Annotated in this window: 24 protein-coding genes; 5 read left to right on the top strand and 19 right to left on the bottom strand. The window is 30.1% G+C overall.

Going from position 1 to position 24,613, the window contains the following annotated elements:
• Positions 1-16 precede the first annotated feature (16 nt).
• The 5 genes from ACYPV9_RS02960 to ACYPV9_RS02940 all read right to left on the bottom strand — a co-directional run bounded on the left by ACYPV9_RS02960 (position 17) and on the right by ACYPV9_RS02940 (position 3,591).
• Positions 17-484 carry an ExbD/TolR family protein gene (locus ACYPV9_RS02960; protein WP_299062240.1) on the bottom strand — a complete coding sequence of 156 codons (468 nt, stop codon included), beginning with the start codon at positions 482-484 and terminating at the stop codon, positions 17-19.
• Between the two features lie 18 nt (positions 485-502).
• A complete protein-coding gene (locus ACYPV9_RS02955; protein WP_459741544.1) occupies positions 503-1,126 on the bottom strand; it encodes an ExbD/TolR family protein in 624 nt (207 codons plus the stop codon).
• A 4-nt stretch (positions 1,127-1,130) separates the two neighbouring features.
• Positions 1,131-1,592 (bottom strand): hypothetical protein, encoded by a 462-nt coding sequence (locus ACYPV9_RS02950; protein WP_459741543.1) that lies wholly within the window; start codon positions 1,590-1,592, stop codon positions 1,131-1,133.
• Positions 1,593-1,603: 11 nt separating this feature from the next.
• A complete protein-coding gene (locus ACYPV9_RS02945; RefSeq protein ID WP_299062250.1) occupies positions 1,604-2,326 on the bottom strand; it encodes a MotA/TolQ/ExbB proton channel family protein in 723 nt (240 codons plus the stop codon).
• Between the two features lie 227 nt (positions 2,327-2,553).
• The gene (locus tag ACYPV9_RS02940; protein ID WP_459741542.1) at positions 2,554-3,591 is read right to left on the bottom strand and encodes an asparaginase; all 1,038 of its coding nucleotides are present in this window, start codon (positions 3,589-3,591) and stop codon (positions 2,554-2,556) included.
• Positions 3,592-3,686: 95 nt separating this feature from the next.
• On the opposite strand from ACYPV9_RS02940, the gene ACYPV9_RS02935 reads away from it, so the two are divergent.
• Positions 3,687-4,385, top strand: a complete 699-nt coding sequence (locus ACYPV9_RS02935; protein ID WP_299062256.1) for a zinc metallopeptidase — start codon at positions 3,687-3,689, stop codon at positions 4,383-4,385.
• Between the two features lie 140 nt (positions 4,386-4,525).
• Positions 4,526-6,895, top strand: a complete 2,370-nt coding sequence (locus tag ACYPV9_RS02930) for a TonB-dependent receptor (RefSeq protein ID WP_459741541.1) — start codon at positions 4,526-4,528, stop codon at positions 6,893-6,895.
• 86 nt (positions 6,896-6,981) lie between these two features.
• On the opposite strand, the gene ACYPV9_RS02925 is transcribed toward ACYPV9_RS02930, so the two are convergent.
• The 3 genes from ACYPV9_RS02925 to ACYPV9_RS02915 all read right to left on the bottom strand — a co-directional run bounded on the left by ACYPV9_RS02925 (position 6,982) and on the right by ACYPV9_RS02915 (position 9,338).
• The gene (locus ACYPV9_RS02925; RefSeq protein ID WP_459741540.1) at positions 6,982-7,143 is read right to left on the bottom strand and encodes a hypothetical protein; all 162 of its coding nucleotides are present in this window, start codon (positions 7,141-7,143) and stop codon (positions 6,982-6,984) included.
• 11 nt (positions 7,144-7,154) lie between these two features.
• The gene (lepA, locus tag ACYPV9_RS02920; RefSeq protein ID WP_299062265.1) at positions 7,155-8,951 is read right to left on the bottom strand and encodes a translation elongation factor 4; all 1,797 of its coding nucleotides are present in this window, start codon (positions 8,949-8,951) and stop codon (positions 7,155-7,157) included.
• A gap of 111 nt (positions 8,952-9,062) precedes the next feature.
• Complete coding sequence (locus ACYPV9_RS02915; protein WP_299062268.1) at positions 9,063-9,338, bottom strand: EF-hand domain-containing protein; 276 nt, start codon at positions 9,336-9,338, stop codon at positions 9,063-9,065.
• 146 nt (positions 9,339-9,484) lie between these two features.
• On the opposite strand from ACYPV9_RS02915, the gene ACYPV9_RS02910 reads away from it, so the two are divergent.
• Genes ACYPV9_RS02910 through dusB form a run of 3 tightly spaced genes read left to right on the top strand, consistent with a single transcriptional unit; the run spans position 9,485 to position 12,120 of the window.
• Positions 9,485-10,711, top strand: coding sequence for a M28 family peptidase (locus ACYPV9_RS02910; RefSeq protein WP_459741539.1), 1,227 nt, complete (start codon positions 9,485-9,487; stop codon positions 10,709-10,711).
• Positions 10,711-11,112, top strand: coding sequence for a DUF4345 domain-containing protein (locus ACYPV9_RS02905; protein ID WP_299062273.1), 402 nt, complete (start codon positions 10,711-10,713; stop codon positions 11,110-11,112). Before ACYPV9_RS02910 ends, ACYPV9_RS02905 begins: the two co-directional genes overlap by 1 nt.
• Before the next feature lie 6 nt (positions 11,113-11,118).
• Complete coding sequence (gene dusB / locus ACYPV9_RS02900; RefSeq protein WP_077810308.1) at positions 11,119-12,120, top strand: tRNA dihydrouridine synthase DusB; 1,002 nt, start codon at positions 11,119-11,121, stop codon at positions 12,118-12,120.
• 6 nt (positions 12,121-12,126) lie between these two features.
• Here dusB and ACYPV9_RS02895 read toward each other — a convergent pair whose 3' ends face one another.
• The 11 genes from ACYPV9_RS02895 to ACYPV9_RS02845 all read right to left on the bottom strand — a co-directional run bounded on the left by ACYPV9_RS02895 (position 12,127) and on the right by ACYPV9_RS02845 (position 24,591).
• A complete protein-coding gene (locus tag ACYPV9_RS02895; RefSeq protein WP_459741538.1) occupies positions 12,127-13,329 on the bottom strand; it encodes an ABC transporter permease in 1,203 nt (400 codons plus the stop codon).
• Between the two features lie 15 nt (positions 13,330-13,344).
• Positions 13,345-13,740, bottom strand: a complete 396-nt coding sequence (rbfA, locus tag ACYPV9_RS02890; protein WP_079737458.1) for a 30S ribosome-binding factor RbfA — start codon at positions 13,738-13,740, stop codon at positions 13,345-13,347.
• 20 nt (positions 13,741-13,760) lie between these two features.
• Positions 13,761-14,405 (bottom strand): response regulator transcription factor, encoded by a 645-nt coding sequence (locus ACYPV9_RS02885; RefSeq protein WP_459741537.1) that lies wholly within the window; start codon positions 14,403-14,405, stop codon positions 13,761-13,763.
• The gene (locus ACYPV9_RS02880; protein WP_459741536.1) at positions 14,402-15,151 is read right to left on the bottom strand and encodes a sensor histidine kinase; all 750 of its coding nucleotides are present in this window, start codon (positions 15,149-15,151) and stop codon (positions 14,402-14,404) included. The genes ACYPV9_RS02885 and ACYPV9_RS02880 overlap by 4 nt, the downstream gene beginning before the upstream one ends.
• On the bottom strand, positions 15,127-15,750 hold the full coding sequence (locus ACYPV9_RS02875; protein WP_459741535.1) for a hypothetical protein: 624 nt from the start codon (positions 15,748-15,750) through the stop codon (positions 15,127-15,129). Before ACYPV9_RS02875 ends, ACYPV9_RS02880 begins: the two co-directional genes overlap by 25 nt.
• Before the next feature lie 5 nt (positions 15,751-15,755).
• On the bottom strand, positions 15,756-16,394 hold the full coding sequence (locus tag ACYPV9_RS02870) for a hypothetical protein (RefSeq protein ID WP_299062296.1): 639 nt from the start codon (positions 16,392-16,394) through the stop codon (positions 15,756-15,758).
• Between the two features lie 316 nt (positions 16,395-16,710).
• On the bottom strand, positions 16,711-17,004 hold the full coding sequence (locus ACYPV9_RS02865; RefSeq protein WP_299062299.1) for a F0F1 ATP synthase subunit epsilon: 294 nt from the start codon (positions 17,002-17,004) through the stop codon (positions 16,711-16,713).
• A gap of 41 nt (positions 17,005-17,045) precedes the next feature.
• Positions 17,046-18,557, bottom strand: a complete 1,512-nt coding sequence (gene atpD / locus ACYPV9_RS02860) for a F0F1 ATP synthase subunit beta (protein WP_299062302.1) — start codon at positions 18,555-18,557, stop codon at positions 17,046-17,048.
• 174 nt (positions 18,558-18,731) lie between these two features.
• Positions 18,732-20,093, bottom strand: a complete 1,362-nt coding sequence (locus tag ACYPV9_RS02855) for an OmpA family protein (RefSeq protein WP_299062305.1) — start codon at positions 20,091-20,093, stop codon at positions 18,732-18,734.
• Between the two features lie 113 nt (positions 20,094-20,206).
• Entirely contained in the window at positions 20,207-21,400 is a 1,194-nt protein-coding gene (gene kbl / locus ACYPV9_RS02850) for a glycine C-acetyltransferase (protein WP_299062308.1), read from the bottom strand.
• 47 nt (positions 21,401-21,447) lie between these two features.
• A complete protein-coding gene (locus ACYPV9_RS02845) occupies positions 21,448-24,591 on the bottom strand; it encodes a UvrD-helicase domain-containing protein (RefSeq protein WP_459741534.1) in 3,144 nt (1,047 codons plus the stop codon).
• Positions 24,592-24,613 lie beyond the last annotated feature (22 nt).

The following is a 24,613-nucleotide window of genomic DNA, read 5'->3' as shown; positions in this document are numbered from 1 at the left end:
AATTTATATATTAAATTTAGTTGTTATCACCCGGAGATGCTGAATAACTAATTTTAAGAGCATTTACATCTCTTAATTTTAATCTAATATCAATAATAGTACCAACGCTAGACTCTTTATCTGCTTTAATAGAAGTAGTCATAAATGGCACTTCTGCTTCAGATACTTTAGATCTCTCGTTAATGATAAAAGCAGGTACATCATCTGCAGTTGCTATTTTATCATTTAATTGTATTCTATTATAACCAGTACCATGTCTAGCTGCATCTTTCGATTTACCAACATAAATTGTACTTACAAGACTTTTATGCTCTAGTTTTTTAACTTCTGTAGCATTAGGTAATCTTGGGTTCTCAATTTTTAAATCAGTTTCTCTCATGGTAGTAGTTACCATAAAGAAAAATAACAACATAAAAACGATGTCTGGTAAAGCTGCAGTGTTTACTGCTGGCATTCCTTTTTTCTTTTTTCCGAATTTAGACATATTGTTGTGTTTTAAAAATTAATTTGAAGTAGGTTCAGCATCAGAAATAATTTCTGGATAACTTTTTTTGATATCCTCAACTTTTTTCTTCAATTCTGTGTTACTTCTGTCATCTTTATAAGCCTCCTCTAACTCTGGAAAAGGTATACCGTAACGTTCTTTTGAAAGTCTATTACGTAATTCTGAATAAGCCTTAATTAGTTCGTTCTGAACTTTTAAATAGGTACCATACTCTGTTCCTCTATCACTCTGAACCGAGATAATTGCTTTGTTAGGATGATCTGAAGAAGAAAGACTTTTCTCACCTTGACAATAAGTACAAGGTCCTGTTTTCACTCCTTCATCAATTTTTCCTTCACCTCCACCGTTATCAATAAAAGCCATTGCAGCTTCTTTAAGGTCTTTAATATCCATTCTGTCTCCTTCTACAAGAAGATCATTATCTCTATTAATATTAACCTCGAAAATATTTTTTTCTTTAATAACTGGCGGAACGTAATCCTCTGGCGGTTTTTCAGATAACTTTTTAGAAACACCAGAATCTACATTCATGGTAGTTGTTACTAAAAAGAAGATTAATAACAAGAAGGCAATATCTGCCATAGAACCTGCATTAATTTCTGGATTCTCTCTTCTTGCCATAATTTTATGATTTTATTAATCCTTTAACTAAATCGTACACGAAAAATAAAGAAGCAATACCTCCTAAAATTATACTGTACCATATACCAGCTCCCACCCATTTATTGGTTGCGGACCCTGCTTCTCCTCCTTCACTAATTCCTCCTGCTGCGTTTATTACTGCTTCAGAATCAGATAAGAAATAAGAAATTACTAATAAAACACATAGAACTGCAAGTCCCATTAATGTTTTCTTTAAATTCTCTGGGTTTCTAATTAAACTCCATAGAGAAAGTGCTACTGCGATTACTACTGCTGCAATAAGTAAGAAAGTCGAATAATAAATAATAGGACTTACCACACTATTTTGTAAATCAACATCAGTTTCAATTGCCTCACTATCTTCCATAAATATTTTTATGAAAAGGAAAGCACCTACTAATGCAACTACAGCTATAATAATATTTAATATTTTATTGCTTTTCATTGTACTAGTTTTTATTTTTTATATTTTACTAATAAATCTACTAATTGAATAGATGCATCTTCCATGTTGTTTACAATTCCATCAATTTTAGATACGATGTAATTATAAAAGATTTGTAATATAATAGCAACAATTAAACCAAATACTGTAGTTAATAATGCTACTTTAATACCACCTGCTACTACCGCTGGAGAAATATCATTTGCTACAGCAATATCGTTAAATGCTCCAATCATACCAATTACAGTACCCATGAAACCTAACATTGGTGCTAACGCGATAAATAAAGAAATCCAAGAAACGTTTTTCTCTAAAAGTCCCATTTGAACTCCACCATAAGAAACAACTGCTTTTTCAGCTGCATCTACTCCTTCATCTACTCTATCTAAACCTTGGTAAAAAATAGATGCAACAGGCCCTTTTGTATTTCTACAAACCTCTTTTGCAGCTTCTACACCACCAGAACTTAAAGCATCATCTACGTTTGCTACTAATTTTTTAGTATTTGTAGTTGCTAAGTTTAAATAAATAATTCTTTCAATTGCAATTGCTAAACCTAAGATTAAGGCTACTAATACAATTCCCATAAATCCTGGACCACCATCAATAAAGTTTTCCTTTAAAATTTGGTGAAAAGTTTTTGACTCTGCTGCTGCTTCCTGTGCAAAAGTTGATTGAATAGCTCCAAAAAACATGAATCCTGTTACAGATAGGACATTTACTACTTTTTTCATCTCTGTTATAATTAATTTTTAATAGTTAACGGGTTAAATATATAAATTTTCGCTTCAAATAAACAATTGTTATTTTCTTTTAATTTTTTTGAGAAAGAATTTAACAACTCATTTATTTTTTATTGAGTGGCAAGTAACAAAAAATTTGTTGTCCCTCAAAAAAAAATCAATCTATTTTATGTAAAAATAATCTTTTTTTCGAGAGATTCGTTTTTTTAACATTAAAATTACTTCGAACTAATTTCTCCTCTTAAAGATTTTTGAAAATACTTTTTAAATTCAATTTCAGTTAAATCTTCACTTAATAAGTACATTAACTTTGCAATTGCAGATTCTGTTGTAATATCTAAACCACCTATTACACCTAATTCTTTTAAACCAAAACTTGTATCGTAATGACCTAAAATTACACTGCCTCCAGAGCACTGTGTTACATTAACAATTTTTATACCACTTTGTATTGCTGAGGCAATTAAATTTAAAAACCACGGTTTATTAGGTGCATTTCCAGAGCCATAAGACTCTAAAACAACCCCTTTTAGGTTTTTAATAGTTAAAATAGCCTTTACAACATTTTCTGTTATTCCAGGAAAAAGTTTGAGTATAACAACATCTGTTACTAACTTTTTTCTAATTACTAAATTCGTATTTGTATTAGAAACTTCGGGTAATAAATGCTCATTAAAATTTAAATGCACTCCACTTTCTGCTAAAGCGGGATAATTCATAGAAGCAAAAGCCTCAAACTGTTCTGCACTAATTTTTGTTGTTCTATTTGCTCTATATAGTTTATATTCGAAATATAAACAAACTTCACTTATAACTGGTTTATTATCTTTTCTTGCTGCCGCAATTTCTATAGTTGTTATTAAATTTTCTTTTGCATCTGTTCTCAAATCACCAATAGGTAATTGCGAACCCGTAAATATTACCGGTTTTTGTAAATTCTCTATCATAAAACTAATTGCAGAAGATGTATAAGACATCGTATCTGAACCCGTTAAAACAACAAAACCATCAAATAATTTATAATTAGCTTCTATAATATCTAAAATATCAACATAATAATTGGTATTCATATTAGAAGAATCTATAGGCTCATCAAAAGAAATACTTTCTATTTCACAATTTAATTGTTGTAATTCTGGTATTTTATTAATGATCTGACTAAAGTCGAAAGCCTTTAAAGCATTTGTTTTATAATCTTTAATCATACCAATAGTACCACCGGTATAAACAATTAAAATCTTTGGTTTATTTGCCATTTTGTCATTTTTAAGTTCCAAAATATAAATTGGAATACTTTATGTTGTAAATTTATCAAACAAAAATGATATACAATTTTAAAACTTTATAAATTATGATGGGATTTTATATTTTAATTGGTGTAATCTCTTTAGTGAGTTGGCTAGTTAGTAATACTTTAAAAAGTAAATTTAAAAAATACTCTAAAGTACAACTTAGAAATGGCTTAAGTGGTGCAGAAATTGCTGAAAAAATGTTAGCAGATAATGGTATTTTTGATGTAAAAGTTATTTCTACACCTGGTATGTTAACAGATCATTATAATCCACAAAACAAAACAGTTAATTTAAGTGAAGGGGTTTACAACCAAAGAAATGCGGCTGCAGCTGCTGTTGCTGCTCATGAGTGTGGTCATGCAGTACAACATGCAACAGCCTACAGCTATTTAAAAATGAGATCTCAACTAGTACCCATTGTAAGTGTTACATCAAAATTCTCGCAATGGTTAGTAATTGGTGGTTTAGTTATGGGAGCTGCATCTGGTGCACCAGGTATTGGTTTATACATTGCTATAGCAGGTTTAATATTTATGGGATTAGCAACAATATTTAGCTTTGTAACTTTACCTGTAGAATATGATGCAAGTAATAGAGCTTTGGCTTGGTTAAAAAATAAAAACATGGTTTCTCAAGAAGAATATGCAGGTTCTGAAGACGCACTTAAATGGGCTGCAAGAACATATTTAGTTGCTGCTTTAGGCTCTTTAGCAATGCTATTATATTGGGGAATGCGAATTTTAGGAAGTAGAGATTAATTTTTTTTAAATTAATTTATGATTATTAAAAACCTTGAGAAATCAAGGTTTTTTTTGTTTCAGGAAACCTTTTTACAGATGAAAGCGTCTTGTTATTGTAACAAATAAAACTTTAGATAGTCTATCTTAAAAACCAACCCATGAAACTTACAACTTACTATTTTATTTTTTTCTTCGGAATTTTCGCAACTTTTTCTCAACATAGAATTTCCGGTAAAATTACCGATAACCAAAACCAACCTTTACCTTTTACAAATATTATATTATATAACTTAGACACTAAAGAAACACCAAAAGGAACAGTTTCTGATATGGAAGGAAACTATACTTTTAATAAATTGAAACCTGGCAATTATAAAATGGAAATCTCTTCTTTAGGTTTTGAAACAAAAAAAATAGCAGGTTTCGACCTAAAAGAAAACAAAACTTTTAACGCTTCTCTTATAGAAAAAAGCACTAGTTTAAATGAAGTTGTTATAAAAAGTAAGCGTCCGGTTATAAAACAAACTGCAGAAAAACTAATAGTCGATTTAGAAAAATCGGAAATGACAAACACCAATTTACAAGACGTTATGCGTAAAATACCTGGTGTTCTAGTTACTAATAATGGTATTTCTATTGCTGGCAATGGTGGAGTTAGAATTTTAATCAACGAAAAAACAACAGAATATATGGATGTTGAAACACTTCTACGTGATTTCCCTGCAGATAATATTGCAAAAATAGAAGTTGTAGAACAACCTGGTGCAGAATACGAAGCTTCTGGTTCTGGTGCAATAGTAAACATCATTCTTAAGAAAAATGTAAAATTAGGAACACATGGTAGCGTAAATTCTTGGATTGGTGAAGATGAAGGCCTAGAATGGGGTTCTGGTTTTTCTATTGCTAGTTACAAAAACAAACTAAATTGGCAAACAAGCGTAAATTATTCTCAACCAACATGGCGAGACAATTTATTTTTGGTAAGAACTGTAAATTCAGAAACTTACGACCAAGTTACCAAAGAACCTTACGATCCTGATAACTTCGCAATTAGCGGAAGTCTAGATTATTTTTTAAATGAACACCATTCTATTGGTATTGGCGGAAGATTTAATAGTAGAAACTCTACTAGAACCGCAAGTAGTAAAACTATAATTTCTGATGAAAATAATAGAAACACCTTATTTTCTGAAAATTATTTCGACAGACAACGAACAAATTATAACATTAACCCGTATTACGAATATAAAACAGATACAGATAAGTTAGTAATAGATTTTAATTATGTAGATTTTACAAACGACAATACAAATACACTTTATGATACTGCTGGTAGCACCATCACTTTTGATGATAGAAAATATATTCAAGATGGTACATATAATATAAAAACCTATCGATTAGATTATTCTAAAACAATTTCTGAAAACCTTAAAATTAGTGCAGGTTCTAGATTTGCCGATGTAAAAACAGATAACGATCTACAAACTTTTGAAGAAAATAATGGAAATTTCGAAAAAAATGAAGAAGCAAGTAGCAGATTTGTTATTGATGAAACCATTTTTGCTTTATACTCTAAAGTAAATGCAACTCTAGGTAAATGGTCTTTTTCTGGTGGATTAAGATATGAGGATAGTAATACAGACGGAAGATCTACTTTCTTAAAAGACGGGAACTTAACATCTGAAATACAAAAAAGACCCATAAAAAAACTTTTTCCTAGTGCCTCTGTTAGTAGAAAAATTACCGATGTTTTAGGTGCAAGTGTTTCTTACAGCTACAGAATTCAAAGACCTTCTTATGGTAGTCTAAATTCTTTCGCTACTTTTTTAGACCCTTATTCTGCAGGTGAAGGAAACCCTAATTTAACTCCAGCTTACACAAACAATTATCAATTTAATTTAACCTATGATGGGCAACCATTTTTTACAGTTGGTTATAGTAAAACAGACGATGTTATTTTTCAGTTGATAAGTCAAGACAATACAACAGCACAAATAAGACAACAAGATGTAAATGTAGAAAATAATGCTAACTGGAATTTTAGATTATTTGCTCCTTTAAACCTTACAAAAGGATTAGAAGGTTATACAGGAATAATTGTGACAAACACAGATTTTAAATCATCTACGTATGGCGTTGATTTAAATAAATGGAATTTAATTTGGTTTGTGCAGGCAAGCTATCAATTACCTTGGGATGTGAATTTTGAATTAAGTGGAAACTACGGAACCGGTGCATTAGAAGGGCAAATAGAAGTAGACTGGTTAGCTGAATTAGATTTCTCTTTTGGAAAAAAGTTTTTAGACGACAAACTAAAAGTAAATCTTGGCTTTAATAAAATGCTAAATCGAGGTTTTGTAGGTAACATCGATTACGGTAATGGTATTGCAGATGTAGAAAGTAATGGTTCTAGACAAAATGTACAGTTAAGATTAGTCTATAGTTTTGGTTCTAAATTCGGTAAGAAAAAAGCTAAAAGAAATACTAATAATGATGAAGAAAATAGAATAAATATTGATAATTAAAACTCTTTTTTATATTTCAGCAAAATCACGTATAAACTAATAATAAAAAACCTTCTTAAAATTAAGAAGGTTTTTTATTATGTGTATTATTTTTTCTTTTTAGGTAAAATACCAAATGTAAAGGCAATTCCTAGCGCAGTTAAAATTCCTGCTAAAAAATCTAAAGAATCATTTTCTAATTTAAAAACAAACATTATTGCAAAAGCTATTACTAAAGCTATAACACCAATAATTTTAAATTTGTTCATTAGAAAAAATATTAATCATTTAATTTTAAAACTGCCATAAATGCTTCTTGCGGAATTTCTACATTACCTACTTGACGCATTCTCTTTTTTCCTTTTTTCTGCTTTTCTAAAAGTTTTCGTTTTCTAGAAATATCACCACCATAACATTTTGCAGTAACATCTTTACGTAATGCTTTTGTGGTTTCACGCGCAATAATTTTTGCTCCAATTGCTGCCTGAATTGGAATATCAAACTGCTGTCTAGGAATTAAAGTTTTTAATTTCTCAACAATCTTTTTACCAATTGTATATGCGTTATCTGCGTGTAAAAGTGCAGAAAGCGCATCTACAGGTTGTGCGTTTAACAAAATATCTACTCTTACAAGTTTAGATTCTTTCATACCAATAGGATGATAATCAAAAGAAGCATAACCTTTAGAAACAGTTTTTAATCGATCATAAAAATCGAAAACAATTTCTGCCAATGGCATTTCGAAAATTAACTCTACACGTTGTGTTGTTAAATATGTTTGATTTGTAATTTGTCCTCTTTTTTCAATACACAAACTCATTACTTGGCCAACAAAATCAGATTTTGTAATAATAGAAGCTTTTATAAATGGCTCTTCTACTCTATCTAATCTAGACGGATCTGGCAAGTCTGTTGGGTTATTTAAAATAATAACTTCGTCAGGATTTTTCTTTGTGTATGCGTGGTAAGAAACGTTTGGCACCGTTGTTATAACAGTCATGTTAAACTCACGCTCTAAACGTTCTTGAATAATTTCCATGTGCAACATTCCTAAGAATCCACATCGAAAACCAAAACCTAAAGCTGCAGAACTTTCTGGCTGAAACACCAAAGAGGCATCGTTTAATTGCAGTTTTTCCATAGAGTAACGCAATTCTTCGTAATCTTCTGTATCAACAGGATAAATACCAGCAAAAACCATCGGTTTTACATCTTCAAAACCATCAATAGTTTCTGTTGTAGGTTTGTGCGCATCTGTAATTGTATCTCCTACTTTTACTTCTTTTGCAGTTTTAATTCCTGTAATTAAATAACCTACATCACCTGTTTTTACAGATTTTTTAACTACTTGCTCTAATTTTAAAGTACCAACTTCATCTGCAAAATAGTTTTTACCTGTTGCCATGAATTTTATTTCTTGGCCTTTTTTAATTTCTCCGTTTAAAACACGAAAATACGTTTCTATACCTCTATAAGAATTGTAAACAGAATCGAAAATAAGTGCTTGTAACGGCGCTTCTGGATCTCCTTGTGGTGCAGGAATTCTATCGATAATTGCTTCTAAAATGTTATCTACACCAAAACCAGTTTTACCACTTGCGTGTATTACTTCTTCTGGATCACAACCTAATAAATCTACAATATCGTCTGTTACTTCTTCTGGATTTGCAGAAGGTAAATCTACCTTGTTTAAAACCGGAATAATTTCTAAATCGTTCTCTAAAGCTAAATATAAGTTAGAAATTGTTTGCGCTTGAATACTTTGTGCAGCATCTACAATTAACAAAGCACCTTCACAAGCAGCAATAGATCTAGAAACTTCATAAGAAAAATCTACGTGACCTGGTGTATCAATTAGATTTAACACAAACTGCTCTCCTTTATGAATATAATCCATTTGAATTGCGTGAGATTTAATGGTAATACCACGTTCTCTCTCTAAATCCATATTATCTAATAACTGATTTTGCTTTTCACGCTCAGTTACAGAGCCAGTATAATCTAATAACCTATCTGCTAATGTACTTTTACCATGATCAATGTGCGCGATAATGCAAAAGTTTCTAATATTCTTCATACTTCGTTTTCTAACTGCTTTCAACCTACAAATATATGCTATTTAAAAAGCTTGTCAAATAAAAAAAGTACAATGAAATTGATTGTACTTTTTTTATTTTTTTCATTGAAATTATATATCTGTTTCTAATTCAGCAATTGCTACTTTAAATTCGTCCCAACTTATAGTCTCATCGCTAGATTTATCATAGCCTTTTAACAACTCATTAGCTACAATTCCTCTTAAAAAACCACTTACTTCGGCTGCTTTTAGTAACTTTTTTATTTCAGATTTTCTTAATTCTTTGTCACCATCTGCATCAAAAAAAGCAAATGCTTCTTCTGGTGAATCAAATTGATTTGTAATTAAAATTCTAATTTTTCTTAAAATATTCTCTTTTGTTCCCAATAGCTTTAGATTTTAGGTTTATAAACCAATAAGATACTAATAAAAAAAGATTTTTACAATTAAAATTGAAGTGTCACATTGCAAAACACACCTGTTATATAATATCAATATAATTTCTCTAATTTTGTATAACCAAACTTAACACCATGAAAAACATTCTCTTACTTTTAAATTTATGCTTAATAATTTGCTGTAAACCCCATAAAACGGTTCAAAATAATTTAAAAAAAGATGTTTCTTATTTAGCTTCGGATGAATTGGAAGGAAGACAAACAGGAACTAAAGGAGAAAAAGCTGCTGCTACATATATAAAAAATCGTTTTAAAGAGTTAGAATTATTACCAAAAGGTACCAACGGATTTATACAACCTTTTACCTTTAAACCAAAAACGAATCCGCATGAAGAAGTAAAATTTGATGTAAACGGAGACGGAACAATCACCGGAAACAATGTTATTGCTTATTTAGATAACAACGTAGAAAATACAATTATTATTGGCGCTCATTACGATCATTTAGGTTATGGTGGCGATGGCTCTTTGCATAGAGATTCTATGAAAGCAATACATAATGGCGCAGACGACAACGCTTCTGGCATCGCCATTTTATTACATTTAGCCGATAGATTAAAACAGAAAAACTTAAATAATAATAATTACTTGTTTATGGCTTTTTCTGGAGAAGAAATGGGGCTTTTAGGTTCTAACTATTTTGTAAAAAACCCAACAATAGATACAAAAAAAGTTTCTTACATGATTAATATGGACATGGTTGGGCGTTTAAAACAAGATTCGGCATTGGCTGTTTATGGTACCGGAACTTCGCCTATTTTTAAACACACTTTAAAATCAAACAACAAAAATTTTAAATTAATCGAGCAAGAATCTGGTGTTGGTCCAAGCGATCATACAAGTTTTTATTTAGCAGATATACCCGTTTTACATTTTTTTACTGGACAACATGAAGATTATCACAAACCTGGAGATGATGCAGAAAAACTGAATTATAAAGGAATGGAAACCATCAGTAATTATATTTTTAATATTATTTCTGACTTAAATGATGAAGGAAAACTTGTCTTTACAAAAACGAAAAACGAAGGTAAAAATACTCCTAGATTTAAAGTTGGCATGGGCGTTATACCAGATTATATGTATGATGGAAGAGGAATGCGTATCGATGGAATATCCGAAGAAAAACCTGCACAAAAAGCTGGTTTACAAAAAGGCGATATTGTTTTAAAATTAGGAGATAGTCTTGTTGTTGACATGATGAGTTATATGCGTGCTTTGTCGGTATTTAAAAAAGGTGATAAAAGCATTGTGGTTGTTAAACGTAATCAAGAAAAAATCGAAAAAGAAATTCAATTTTAATGTTTAAAACAAGACAAGATTATTTTACAAAAATACATTTAATAATATCTGTATTAATTGTTGTACCTGTTTCTTTTACCTACGGATTTAATCCTGGTTTGCAATTCGACATTCAACTACAAACAATAGACGAACACAATTTTTTTAAAGCAGTTATGGGTTTGTATTTAGGTTTTTCTTTACTATGGGTTTTAGGTGTTTTTAAAAATGAATATTTAAAAACTGCATTGATTACTAACGCTATATTTATGCTTGGTTTAGGGTTTGGTAGGTTGCTTAGTTTTATTTTTGATGGCGTACCAACTTTTGGTTATCAATTTGGTACAATTGCAGAACTTTTATTAGGTTTTTACGGAATTTGGGTTCTGACAAATAAAAACACTAATTTTGCAAAAAAATAATTTACTTTGGTTAAAATAGGCAACATAGAATTACCAGAATTTCCACTTTTATTAGCACCAATGGAAGATGTTTCAGATCCTCCGTTTAGAGCACTTTGTAAAGAAAACGGAGCAGATGTTGTATATACAGAATTTATTTCTTCGGAAGGTTTAATTCGTGATGCAGCAAAAAGCGTTATGAAATTAGATATTTACGAGAAAGAACGTCCTGTTGGTATTCAGATATTTGGTGCAAATCTAGATTCTATGCTAAAAACGGTAGAGATTGTAGAAAAATCGAATCCAGATATTATAGACATAAATTTTGGTTGTCCTGTTAAAAAAGTAGTTTCTAAAGGTGCAGGTGCAGGTATTTTAAAAGATATCGACTTAATGGTTTCTTTAACAGAAGCTATGGTAAAACACACAAATTTACCTGTTACTGTAAAAACTCGTTTGGGTTGGGATCATGATTCTATAAGAATTGTAGAAGTTGCAGAGCGTTTGCAAGATGTTGGTTGTGCAGCAATTGCAATTCATGGTAGAACTCGTGCGCAAATGTATAAAGGTGAAGCCGATTGGAAACCAATTGCCGAAGTAAAAAACAACCAAAGAATGCACATTCCTGTTTTTGGAAATGGAGATGTAACATCGCCAGAAAAAGCGATGGAAATGAGGGATTCTTATGGTTTGGATGGATGTATGATTGGTAGAGCTGCTATCGGATATCCGTGGTTTTTTAACGAAGTAAAACATTATTTTAAAACCGGAAAGTATCTAGAAAAACCAACAATTGCACAACGTGTAGAGATGGCAAGAAGACATTTACAAATGTCTATTGACTGGAAAGGGCCTGTTCTTGGTGTTTTTGAAACTAGAAGGCATTACACAAACTACTTTAAAGGAATTCCGCATTTTAAAGAATATAGAATGAAAATGGTAACTTCGGATGATGCAAAAGATGTATTTGCAGCGTTTGATGAGGTTGAGGCTAAATTTGGGAATGCTATTATACCTGAAATTAAATAGAATTTACTACTTTTCTATAAACTCTTTTGAAATTCTACTACTTGCAATTTTAGCTGCTATATAACCTAAAACTGTAATGGTACAAAAAACGATTAGTAAATTTAGAAACCTAAATTCAACAGGATACGCTAAATTTGGTACAATCATAAATAGTTCGAATTTCTTTTGAATAAATACTAAAATTATTCCTAAAAATAAGCCAATACACATTCCGAAGAAAGTTAGTAAAAACCCTTGAAGAATAAATATTTTCTTTATTTCTTTAATGGTTGCACCTAAGCTAAAAAGTGTTTTCAGGTTTTGCTTTTTATCAATAATCATCATAATTATTGCTCCGATTACATTAAATAAAGCGATAATTACTATTAGCGTAAATATTAAATAAGAAACAAAATTCTCTGTATTAATCACTTTATAAAATACTTCGTTTAGCTGTGCTTTAGTTTGCACCTTAAATGCATCACCCAGAGTATTACTTAAACTTTCAGCAACATTATCTGCTATGTTTGTATCTTTTAATTTAATTTCTATTGCAGATATTTGATTTTCTTTAAACCTTAGTAAATCTCTCGCTTGGTCTATAGAAGTAAAAACAAATTTATTTTCAAAGTCTTCTGTACCCATGTAAACACCTACAATTTGTGTTTCAATTTTATAAAACGGATTTCTAGGGTTTACAAATCCTTTACCTGGTTTTGGCACCATTATTTTTAAAGGAGAGCCGTAATTTAAAATACCCAAAGAAAGTTTATTTGAAATTCCTCTACCAATAACGGCAGTATTTTCAAACTCTTTGTACAACCAACTTCCTACACTTAAAGAAGAATCAATGTCAGAAATATTAGTGTAGTTTTCTTCAACACCTTTTATGTAAGCAATTTCGGTTTTTTCGTTATACTCTAAAAAAACTCTTTCCTCGATTACTTTGGTATATTCAGAAATTTCTGAATTAGCGTTTAGCTTTTTTTGAAGCGTATCATTTATAAAAAATGACTTTCCTTTAACTGAGGTTATTTTTATATCAGGATCTGACACATCTAGTAAACTATAACTAAAAGTTTTAAGACCAGAAAAACCAGATAAAATTACAAACAAAGCCAAAGCGCCTACTATTACACCAAAAGAAGCAATAATGGTAATTATATTAATTGCATTATTGCTTGTTTTAGAGAATAAGTATCTTTTAGCTATGTAATAAGGAAAGCTCAAATAGTGTAGCTTGTATTATTTTTTTTGACGTCTTGGTAAAACGTCGGGATTTTGAATAGGATTTTCATCTTCTCCTTTTAAAGACTTATCAATTTCTTCGATATAATCTAAAGTATCATCACCAAAAAATAATAATTCAGGCATTCTTCTTAATTGATTTCTTGTTCTTTTTGCCATTTCATGGCGAATTAGTGGCGTATTCGACTGAATACCTTTAACCATTTCTTCTCTTTTTTCTGATGGAAATATGCTTAAATATACTTTTGCAACTCCTAAATCTGAGGTAACATGCACTTTAGAAACAGAGATTATAACTCCTTTCATTCCATCTTGCGCTGCTTTTTGCAACACATCTACCAAATCCTTTTGTAAAACACCTGCTATTTTACGTTGTCTGTTTGTTTCTTCCATGCTGCAAATTTACGATATTTTTATGGAGTATAAATCTTATTTTTTATTGCATACATTACCAAACCAACCCTATTTTTAACATTTAATTTTGTAAAAAGAACATCTCTATAACCATCTATGGTTTTAGGGCTCAAACACATTACATCTGCAATTTCTTTATATGTCATTTCAGAACAAGCATGTTTCATAAAAATGACTTCTCTTTCTTTAAGAGTTATTTCTTCTGAGTAGTTATCCGAAAGAGATTTCATTAGTAAGTTGGTTACTGTTTTTGTATGATAAAATCCGTTTTCAGCTATTTCTATAAGTGCATTTTCTAACACACTTTTTTCAGTATCTTTTAATAGATAACCGATTGCCCCAACTTTAAGCATTTTTAAAATAGTGGTATCTTCATCTTCTACAGATAGCGCCATTACATTTACAGTTTCATGGTTTTTAGTAATCCAATCTGTAGTTTCTATACCATTCATTAATGGCATGTTAATATCCATTAAAACAATATCTGGAATATATTTAGCTGAAGTTGAAAACTTCTCTACCAATTCTTGTCCGTTTTTACAAGTGTACAATACTTTAAACTTACTAAATGTATTAACCATTGTAGCAATTGCTTGAGAAAGCAACGTGTGATCATCTACAATAACTACAGAATATTTAATCATAATTTATATATTATTGATAAAGATGTCCCTTTATCTATTTCGGATTCGAAAATAGCTTCTGCACCTATTAATTTTGCTCTATTTTTAATATTTTCTAAACCTATTCCGTTAGAAGCAATCTTCTTAGAAAAACCAACACCGTTGTCCTCTGCCAAAATATACAAACTATCTAACTTAAAATCTAAAAACACAGATAGTTTAGAGGCCTTAGAGTGTTTAATTGTATTCGAAAAGAATTCTTGTAAAATTCTAAAGATTATAATACTTGCCTTTTTTTCTATATCAAATTCTAGTCCTTTAATTTCTAATTTAGATTCTATAAATTGTAGTCTATTAAATCTATCTATTTCCAATTGAATTGCCTCTCTTAGGTTAATGTTTTTAATCGCTTCTGGATTTATTAATTTAGATAATGCTCTAACCTCTGTTAACCCTTTCGTAATTGTTTTAGAAACCTCTTGAATAGATTCTGGACTCGAATTTTGCAATTGTATTTTTGCTAAAGTTAATAATTGTCCAATATTATCATGCAATTCCCAACTTATATTTCTTAGAGTTTCTTCTCTAATTTCTATTTGCGTTTCTGCTATTTCTCTTTCAAAACGTTTTTGTTCTTCTTCTCTTTGTCTTAAAAGAAAATCTTTATTTTTTTTAAACACAGAGAACAACACTAATAAAGCGATAGTAATTAATACGATAATAAAAGTAGAAATAAGTACTACTAATTCTTCTGTTTCGAGCTCCATATTAAACCGTATATATAACATAAGTTAGCAACTACTACCAAGATTTCCTGAACTAAAAATAAACTTTGACTTTCTTCTCTTGTACCAATTTTTATTACGTACAAAACTAGATAAAAAGGTACCGTAGTTAAGTAATAAATTAAAAAAGCTACAGTAATCCAGAATGGTAAGTGTTTTTGAAAAATTAAAATCGAATCTGATTTTAGCAATTCTTTCAAATAAAACATCATAAAAACACAAACTGTTATTGCACCAAACAAATATGAATAATCTTGTAAATCTTTATAATAAAACCCTGTGAAATAAAAGACATTAAAAACTCCTATTAGATAGAGTATCAGTTTGTGTGATTTAGTCTCTTTAGTTAATTTGTAATAAATAATAGCTATTAAATTGTACTCAAAAAAAGTGTAAATATTGTAGTATGGTGCAGACAAAATCCCATACTGCCTTAAAACAACTGCAAGTGTTTCTATAAATACTAAAGCAGAAAGGTACGTTACAAAATACATATAATAACTTTCTTTATATTTTTTGATATAAAAAATAGCTACCAATAAAGACAACACCTCTAAAAAGTAAAAATAACTATTAAACATTCTTATTAATTAGGTGGATTCGTTTCTAATCTATTCGTACCAGAACTATCCATATCTTCTAAATCTCCTTGAAAAAATGGAATCATTGAAGCTCTACTTACACGTTGAGTTTCTTTACTACTGTACTTGTGTAAAAACTCTGTAAATTTAATAGGGTTGTTATTTGTTGAATATAAGGGTTCAAAAGCAACGTTGTTCTTTTCTCCAATTTTAGCAGTTGGCATAAAAATTAAGGTATGCCTTCCTCTTAAACTTTTATTTGAATAATTCTTAGGATATGCTGCTGAAAAAATTCTAACTCCGGTTAATTTAATCTCTTTTTCTTTAGAAATTCTTTCTAAATACTTTATATACTGTTTTAGTTGATTAATTTCATAAAAATGAGAAACGGTTTCTACAGCATCATTTGCATCGCCAGTATAATTTTCTCTATACTTGTCTAAAACTAGCTTTTGGCCTGTATCGTATTCATGAAACATACTTGCCATTTCCTTGTAAGTAATAGCATTTGAAGGTCTTTTACTACTTACCTTATTCTCTTTATAATCTCTTATACCCTTTTTATGCTTCTTATCGTCGTTACAACTAATTAAAACAATAGAAAGTGATAAACAAAGCAGTAATAATTTATTAATTTTTTTCATAAAACATTTAGTTTAGTTAATTGTACACAAAGTACAATTTTTAGTATTTTGAAAAAAATATTGAAGAAATAAATCAATAAATCATTATAAATAAAGGCTGTACAAAAATTTAGCAAAATTATAAATGGGTGTTTTTCCTTATTTAAAAGGATAAATATCCTCTATATATTATAGAAAAATAATAAGACATTTACAACATGAAAGAAATGTATAACCGCTAAGTGGGAAAATTGCTATTACATTATTTGAATTTAGATATCCTTCAAAAAAAAACCTCAAAACAATTGTTTTGAGGTTTTTAATTTAAAAAATATGATTAATCTGCTAAAATAATAGCTTTGTTATCATTTAATTCTAGAGTACCAGAGTTAATTTTTAAAGTTAAAACTTTATCATCATCTATATGAGACTCTAACTTACCATGTAAATCATCTAAAACCAAATGATCTTGATTATGTACATGAATTTTAATCTCTCCTTCTATTAAATTAGAAACTATAGGAGCATGATTATTTAATATTTGAAACTCTCCATCTATACCTGGTGCTGAAAATAAATCAACTTCAGATGAAAATAAGATTGCTTCTGGTGTTACAATTTCTAAATACATATTTCTATTCTTTAGGCTTTAGCTTTCGCTATAGTTAGTTTTTAAGCTTCTGCTAACATTTTCTCTCCAGCATCAATTGCATCTTGAATTGATCCTCTTAAGTTAAATGCTGCTTCTGGATATTTGTCTAACTCACCATTCATAATCATATTAAATCCTTTAATAGTGTCTTTAATATCAACTAAAACTCCTGGTATACCTGTAAACTGTTCTGCAACATGAAAAGGCTGAGATAAGAAACGTTGAACACGTCTAGCTCTATGTACAACTAATTTATCTTCTTCAGATAATTCTTCCATACCTAAAATTGCGATAATATCTTGTAATTCTTTATAACGTTGTAAAATTTCTTTTACATTTTGAGCACAATCATAGTGTTCATCACCTAAAATATCTGCTGATAAAATTCTTGAAGTAGAATCTAATGGATCTACTGCAGGATAAATACCTAATTCTGCAATTTTACGAGATAATACTGTAGTTGCATCTAAGTGAGCAAATGTTGTTGCTGGTGCTGGATCTGTTAAATCATCTGCAGGTACATAAACTGCTTGTACTGATGTAATAGAACCTTTTTTAGTAGATGTAATACGCTCTTGCATAGCTCCCATTTCTGTAGCTAAAGTTGGTTGATAACCTACTGCTGATGGCATACGACCTAATAATGCTGACACCTCAGATCCTGCTTGTGTAAAACGGAAAATGTTATCTACGAAGAAAAGAACATCTTTTCCTTCAGCTTCACCTGCTCCATCTCTAAAGTATTCTGCAATAGTTAAACCAGATAATGCAACTCTAGCACGTGCTCCAGGTGGCTCGTTCATTTGTCCAAAAACGAAAGTAGCTTTAGAATCTCTCATACCAGGTTTATCAACTTTAGATAAATCCCATCCTCCTTCTTCCATAGAATGCATAAAGTCATCACCATATTTGATAATACCAGACTCTAACATTTCACGAAGTAAATCATTTCCTTCACGAGTTCTCTCTCCTACACCTGCAAATACAGATAAACCTCCATGTCCTTTTGCAATGTTGTTAATTAATTCTTGAATTAATACAGTTTTACCTACACCTGCACCACCAAATAAACCAATTTTACCACCTTTTGCATAAGGCTCAATTAAATCGATTACTTTAATACCAGTAAATAAAACTTCAGTTGAAACAGATAACTCTTCAAACTTAGGTGCAGATCTGTGAATAGACAAACCATCTTTACCATCTTTTTTCAAATCACCTAATCCATCAATTGCATCACCAGTAACATTAAATAAACGACCGTATATGTCATTTCCTATTGGCATTTGTATTGGATTTCCTGTAGCTAAAACTTCTGTTCCTCTACTTAACCCATCAGTAGCATCCATAGAAATGGTTCTAACTGTATCTTCACCAATATGTTGTTGTACTTCTAACACTAAAATAGAACCATCAGCTTTTTTAATTTCTAATGAATCATAAATTTTAGGAAGTTCAGTATTTTCTGTATTGAATTCAACATCAATTACTGGCCCAATAATTTGAGAGACTTTTCCTGTAGTTGTAGACATCTATATCTAATTATAATTATTATTAAATTTCGAGATTTAGCATCTCATTTTCAGGATGCAAAGGTAATTGTTTTGGTTGTAATTAAAAAAGTTTTTTTATTTAAAAAACAAACTCTATGTAAATAAAAAAACCTCACCAATTGGTGAGGTTTTAATTGTATAATTGAAATAGAATTATTTCTTGTTAGTTACTTTAACAACAACTCTTCTATTTTGAGCTCTTCCTGCTCTTGTTTTGTTAGTTGCAACTGGCTCTCCTTCTCCAAATCCGATAGCCTCTAATCTTGTAGTGCTAACTCCTTGTTTTACTAAGTAGTCTCTTACAGCGATTGCTCTCTTTTCTGAAATTCTTAAGTTTAATGGTGCAGAACCTGAACTATCTGTATGACCTTCGATTACGAAAGTAGCACTTGGATTGTTGTTCATTACTTTAACCATTTCGTTTAACTTAGCAGTAACACCTGGCTTGAAAGAAGATTTACCTACGTTAAATAAAATTGCCTTAGCATATTCTGATAACATGTTTTCATCTTCTACATTGATAACTGGCTTAGGACAACCGTTGTTAGAAGCTGGTCCAGCAACATTAACACACTTATCATCTTTATCTAATACACCGTCACCGTCAGTATCTGGCCAAGGACATCCACCGTTTGCCATTGGTCCTGCTTGAGAAGGACATTTGTCGTTTTTATCAACTACACCGTCACCATCAGCATCAGGACAACCTTTGTTAGCTTTAGTTCCTTTAGCATTAGGACACATGTCATCTTTATCAGCAACACCGTCACCGTCAGCATCAGGACAACCATTCATAGAAGCTAAACCTGCAACATTAGGACAAGCGTCATCAGAATCTTTGATTCCATCACCATCAGCATCAGGACATCCGTTAAACTCTTTTAAACCTGCAACCTCTGGACAAGCATCATCTTTATCATATACTCCGTCACCGTCAGTATCTTTTCCTCCAAATTTAATTACTAAACCTAAAGTAGTTTGGTAGTGAGCTTTTACTTCATCAGCAAAACCTTTTTTAGTACCAGTTTGGAAGTTTAAACCTAAATTATCGTTAAACCAAGTATTGAAACCAACACCAGCATTTAACATACCTTCACCGTTAGAATCAACTGAAGTATATCCACCCCCTAAATATACATAAGGATCGAACCAAGCAGTTTCACCTACTAAGTTGTTTAAATCATACTTTACTATTGCATCTACAGCCCAGTATAAAAAGTCTGAATCATCTTTTCTTGTAACTGTTTCAATTTTGTTTAAAGACCCTGCTAATTGTAAAGAAAAACCTTTGTTAAGGTATTTATCCGCAGAAATTCTAGAAATTGACGGTAATACATTCCAGTCATTGTTTCCTAATAAATCTTTTACTTGCTCACTGAAATCATCAGTATTGTAAAAGTCTACATTGTTTAAACCAAAACCAACAGCCCACGGGTTGTTTTCATCTTGTGCATTTACGTTGCTTACAGCCACTAACGCAAATAAAGCTATCACAGCTAATTTTAATCGTTTCATTATCAAATTTTTAAATTAAAAGTTCGTTATTATAATACGCAAAAGTAAACTCTTAAAACGTATCTACAAAGACAAATCTACAAAATATTCGCAAAACATCAAGATTTTACAAACTAAATTACCTTTAACTCTTTACCTACTTCTATAAATGCAGAAATAGCTTTATCTAAATGTTCTTTAGTGTGTGCTGCCGACAATTGCACTCTTATTCTCGCTTTTTCTTTTGGCACTACCGGAAAGAAAAACCCAATTACATAAATACCTTTATCTAATAATTTATCTGCCATTGTTTGAGACAATTTTGCATCATACAACATTACAGGTACAATTGCTGCGTCTGCCCCAACCAAATCAAAACCCGCTTTTTCCATCTCTGTTCTAAAGTAGTTCGTATTCCATTCTAATTGATCCCTTAAAGTAGTATCTGTAGCTATTAAATCAAAAACTTTTAATGAAGCACCAACTATAGCCGGAGCCAAAGAATTTGAAAATAAATATGGTCTAGAACGCTGACGTAAAATTTCTATAATTTCTTTTTTACCTGTAGTGTAACCTCCCATTGCCCCACCTAAAGCTTTACCTAAAGTTCCTGTTACGATATCTACTCTATCCATAACATTTTTTAACTCTACTGTACCTCTACCTGTTTTACCTATAAAACCAGTTGCATGACATTCATCTACCATTACCATAGCATCGTACTTATCTGCCAAATCGCAAATTTCATCTAACTTAGCTACAATTCCATCCATAGAAAAAACACCGTCGGTAACAATTATTTTAAATCTATGATTTTCTTTATTAGCTGCAATTAATTGCTCTTCTAAAGAAGCCATATTATTATTATCATACCTATAACGAGCAGCTTTACATAAACGAACTCCGTCGATAATAGAAGCGTGATTTAAACTGTCAGAAATAATGGCATCTTCTTTTGTTAAAAGCGGTTCAAAAACACCTCCGTTTGCATCAAAAGCTGCGGCATATAAAATAGTATCTTCAGTGGTATAAAAATCTGCTATTTTTTGCTCTAATTGCTTATGAATATCTTGTGTACCACAAATAAATCTTACAGACGACATACCGAAACCATGCGTATCCATAACATCTTTTGCTGCCTGAATCACTTCTGCATTATTAGACAAACCTAAATAATTGTTTGCACAAAAATTAATAACTTCTTCTCCTGTAGAAATTTTAATAACTGCATCTTGCGAAGAAGTAATAATTCTTTCAGACTTATACAAACCTGCTTCTTTAATATCTTGAATTTCTTTTTTTAAAGTATCTTTAATTTTACCGTACATTTTTTATCAATTTGAAAAAACAAAGTTACAAAGTTTATTTTTTTTGATTAAACTTCAACAACATCAATTTTATCATTTATATAAACAAGTATTTTTTTTGTAACGTTAAAGTTCATCGATTTTAATACAATTTCATATTTAAATAATTGCTGATGATGTTCATTTGAAGGCCCACCTGTTTTGTAATCTATAATTATGGCTTCATTTTTTGAGTTAACCACTAACCTATCAGGAATAATAATTTGATTATCAAAATCTACAATTTCACGTTCATTAAAAACCGTAACTTCATTAGAAAAATAGGGTTTTAACTCTTTATGTTCTATAATATCATTTATACTTTTTACAATATATTTAAGTTGTTCGGCATTAACAAAACCTTGCTGATGATATTGGTTGATAATAAAATCTACATCGTTTTTAGTTCTTATTTTTGATAAAATTTCATGAAACAAATTACCAAAATCAATCGCCTTTCCCTGCTCTGTATTCCATAATTTAGAAGCACTTGCTAATAAAACAATATTATGTTCTTGCCACGGATTGGAAATAAATTTTTGATGTACTTCTGATAAAGATTCTTGTTTTACTTTCTTTTTTATTCTTGATGAATCCCCAAATTCATATTCTAAAAGATCATCTTTCCAGAGACTTTGCTCCTTTAAAAAATTAATAAAAATACCCGAATAATAATTTACACTTTCTAGACCTTTTGCAGAAATTTTCTTTTCAGTTATTACATGTAATTGTTCTACAGCTCTTGTTAATGCGACATATAAAAGGTTAAAATTATCGAGCTCTAATTCTTCTCTTTGTTGATTGTAAATTTCTAAACCTCTTTGATTTATTAACCTTAAATCTTTTTTGTAATCTATTAAAAGCTCTTTAAAATTATAATCTTCTGGCAAATCGTTAAACCAAACTTTTGGTTTAATCTGCCTGTACACATCAACATCGCAAGGAAAAATTACTACAGGAAACTCTAATCCTTTTGACTTATGAATTGTCATAACCTGAACAGCATCTGAATTTTCTGACGCCACAATACTCAACTTATCTTTCTTTAATTCCCAAAACTCTAAAAAATCGCCAATTTCTGTACCTTTTCTTTGCTGTTCTAATACAATATCTAAAAAAAACTGAATATAAGCATCCGAAGAATTTACCAAACAAAATCCACGAACAATTTCTTCTATTTTCTCATAAAAAGGAGCTTGCTGAAAAACATTGTAATCAAATACTACATTATATTGTTGTAGTGCTGCAAAAATGGTAGCATTATCCGATTTTATATGCTTTTGAAAAAATTGATGTTTTGGAATTTCAATTTGCAAATGTTTATGTAAAAAATATAGAAATTCGAATCTTCTTTCCTCATCTTTAGGGTTTTGAATAACTTTTAAAACATCAATAATAAAATTGATTTTAACATCATTCTTTAACAATAAAGTTTCAGATGAAATTATAGAAATTCCGTTTTCAGATAAATAATCTGCTACTGCAATTCCGTCTTTTTTAGTACGAGTTAATACACATATTTCATTTAAGTAAAAGTCTTCTTTTAGGAAGTTTATTTTCTCTAAAACTTTTTTCGGATACTTTAATTTCTCTTCATCTTTTTCTAATTTATCTAAAAAACTTAAAGAAACATAACCTCCTTTTTTTGAGTTTTCTAATTGCGTATTGCCTTCTACAAATAATTTTTTATAAGATTCATTCTGAATAAATTTAGCAGTATGTTGAAAAAAAGAATTATTAAAGTTGATTACCTCTGAATAACTTCGATAATTTGTTTCTAAATTTTGTACGTTTTTTTGAATATGAAAAGGGTTTCCATGTTCAGATCCTAGATCTATAAATTGTTCTGCTTTACCACCTCGCCATCTGTAAATTGCTTGTTTACCATCGCCAACCAATAACAAATTGCTATTTTCTTGCGCCAGTGCATTGTCTATTAACGGAATTAAATTTTGCCATTGCAACTCAGATGTATCTTGCATTTCATCAATAAAATAGTTCTGAAACCTTTGCCCAATTCTTTCGTAAATATATGGCGCAGGTTGGTCTTTAATATTATCTGAAATTAGTTGATTAAACTCTGCATTTAAACGAATGTTATTATCTTCTTTTATAGTACTTAATTCTGAATTAATATTATTTAAAACTGCTAAAGGAATAATGCTTTTTAAGGTTATCTTATTTAGCAAATAATTAGAAAAAGAAGCTTCATAAACTTTTTTAGATTGATAATAATATTCTCGTAATTTATTAGAAATACTTTCTATTTGTTCTTTTACATCTGCAGTTGCTTTACCCGCATATAAATTTTTTTCGTTTTCTATGGTTGTATTTAACCTTCCATCAAACTTTAACTCTTCACTTTTAAGAAATCTTAATTTTGTAAACTTTATAAAATGTTTTAAATATTCACCGCTATATGTAAAATCAGAAATACCCAAACCATTTTCTTTCACGAAATTTAAAACTTCATCTCCTAATTTTTTAAACTCAGCTTCTATTTCTTTGTTTTTTTGTTGAAGTTTCTCTTTCAATTCAAAAAAATCATCTAAAGTTTTATCTTGTAACTTTCTAAAATGTTTTACATCATCTTCATTTAATAAAACCCTAGAAAACTCGTTAAGATCATTCGAAATATCCCAAGATTTATCATCATCAGTTTTATCAAGAGAGTAGTCTATTAAAAGTTTGGTTAATTTTTTATCTGTTCCTATTTTAGAAATTAACACATCTACCGCCTCATTAAGTAAGGAAATCGCATCCATTTCTACTTCAAAATTTAAAGACAAACCTAAATCGTAAGCAAAACTTTTAATAATTTTATGTGTAAAACTATCTATGGTAGTTATTGAAAAAGCAGAGTAATTTTGCAAAATTGCATCTAATATTCTCTTACTTCTATCTATAATGACTGCTTCTTCTAAAGAAGTTTCATCAATAATAATTTTTAGTAAATCATTTTTTTCTCCTGCTGCAAATTCTTCCAAATTAGCAAGTACACGCTCTTTCATTTCACCAGCAGCCTTGTTGGTAAATGTAATTGCTAATACATTTTGAAACGTAAAAATATTATCTGATGTTAACAATACTTTTAAGTACTGTTTAACTAAAGTAAATGTTTTACCACTTCCGGCAGAGGCGTTATAAACATTAAATGTTGAAGGTTGTAGCACTGCTATTTTTTTATTGCAAAAT

It is taken from the genome of Polaribacter sp. OB-PA-B3, assembly GCF_054589375.1.
This window is presented reverse-complemented; position numbering and strand designations above follow the sequence as displayed.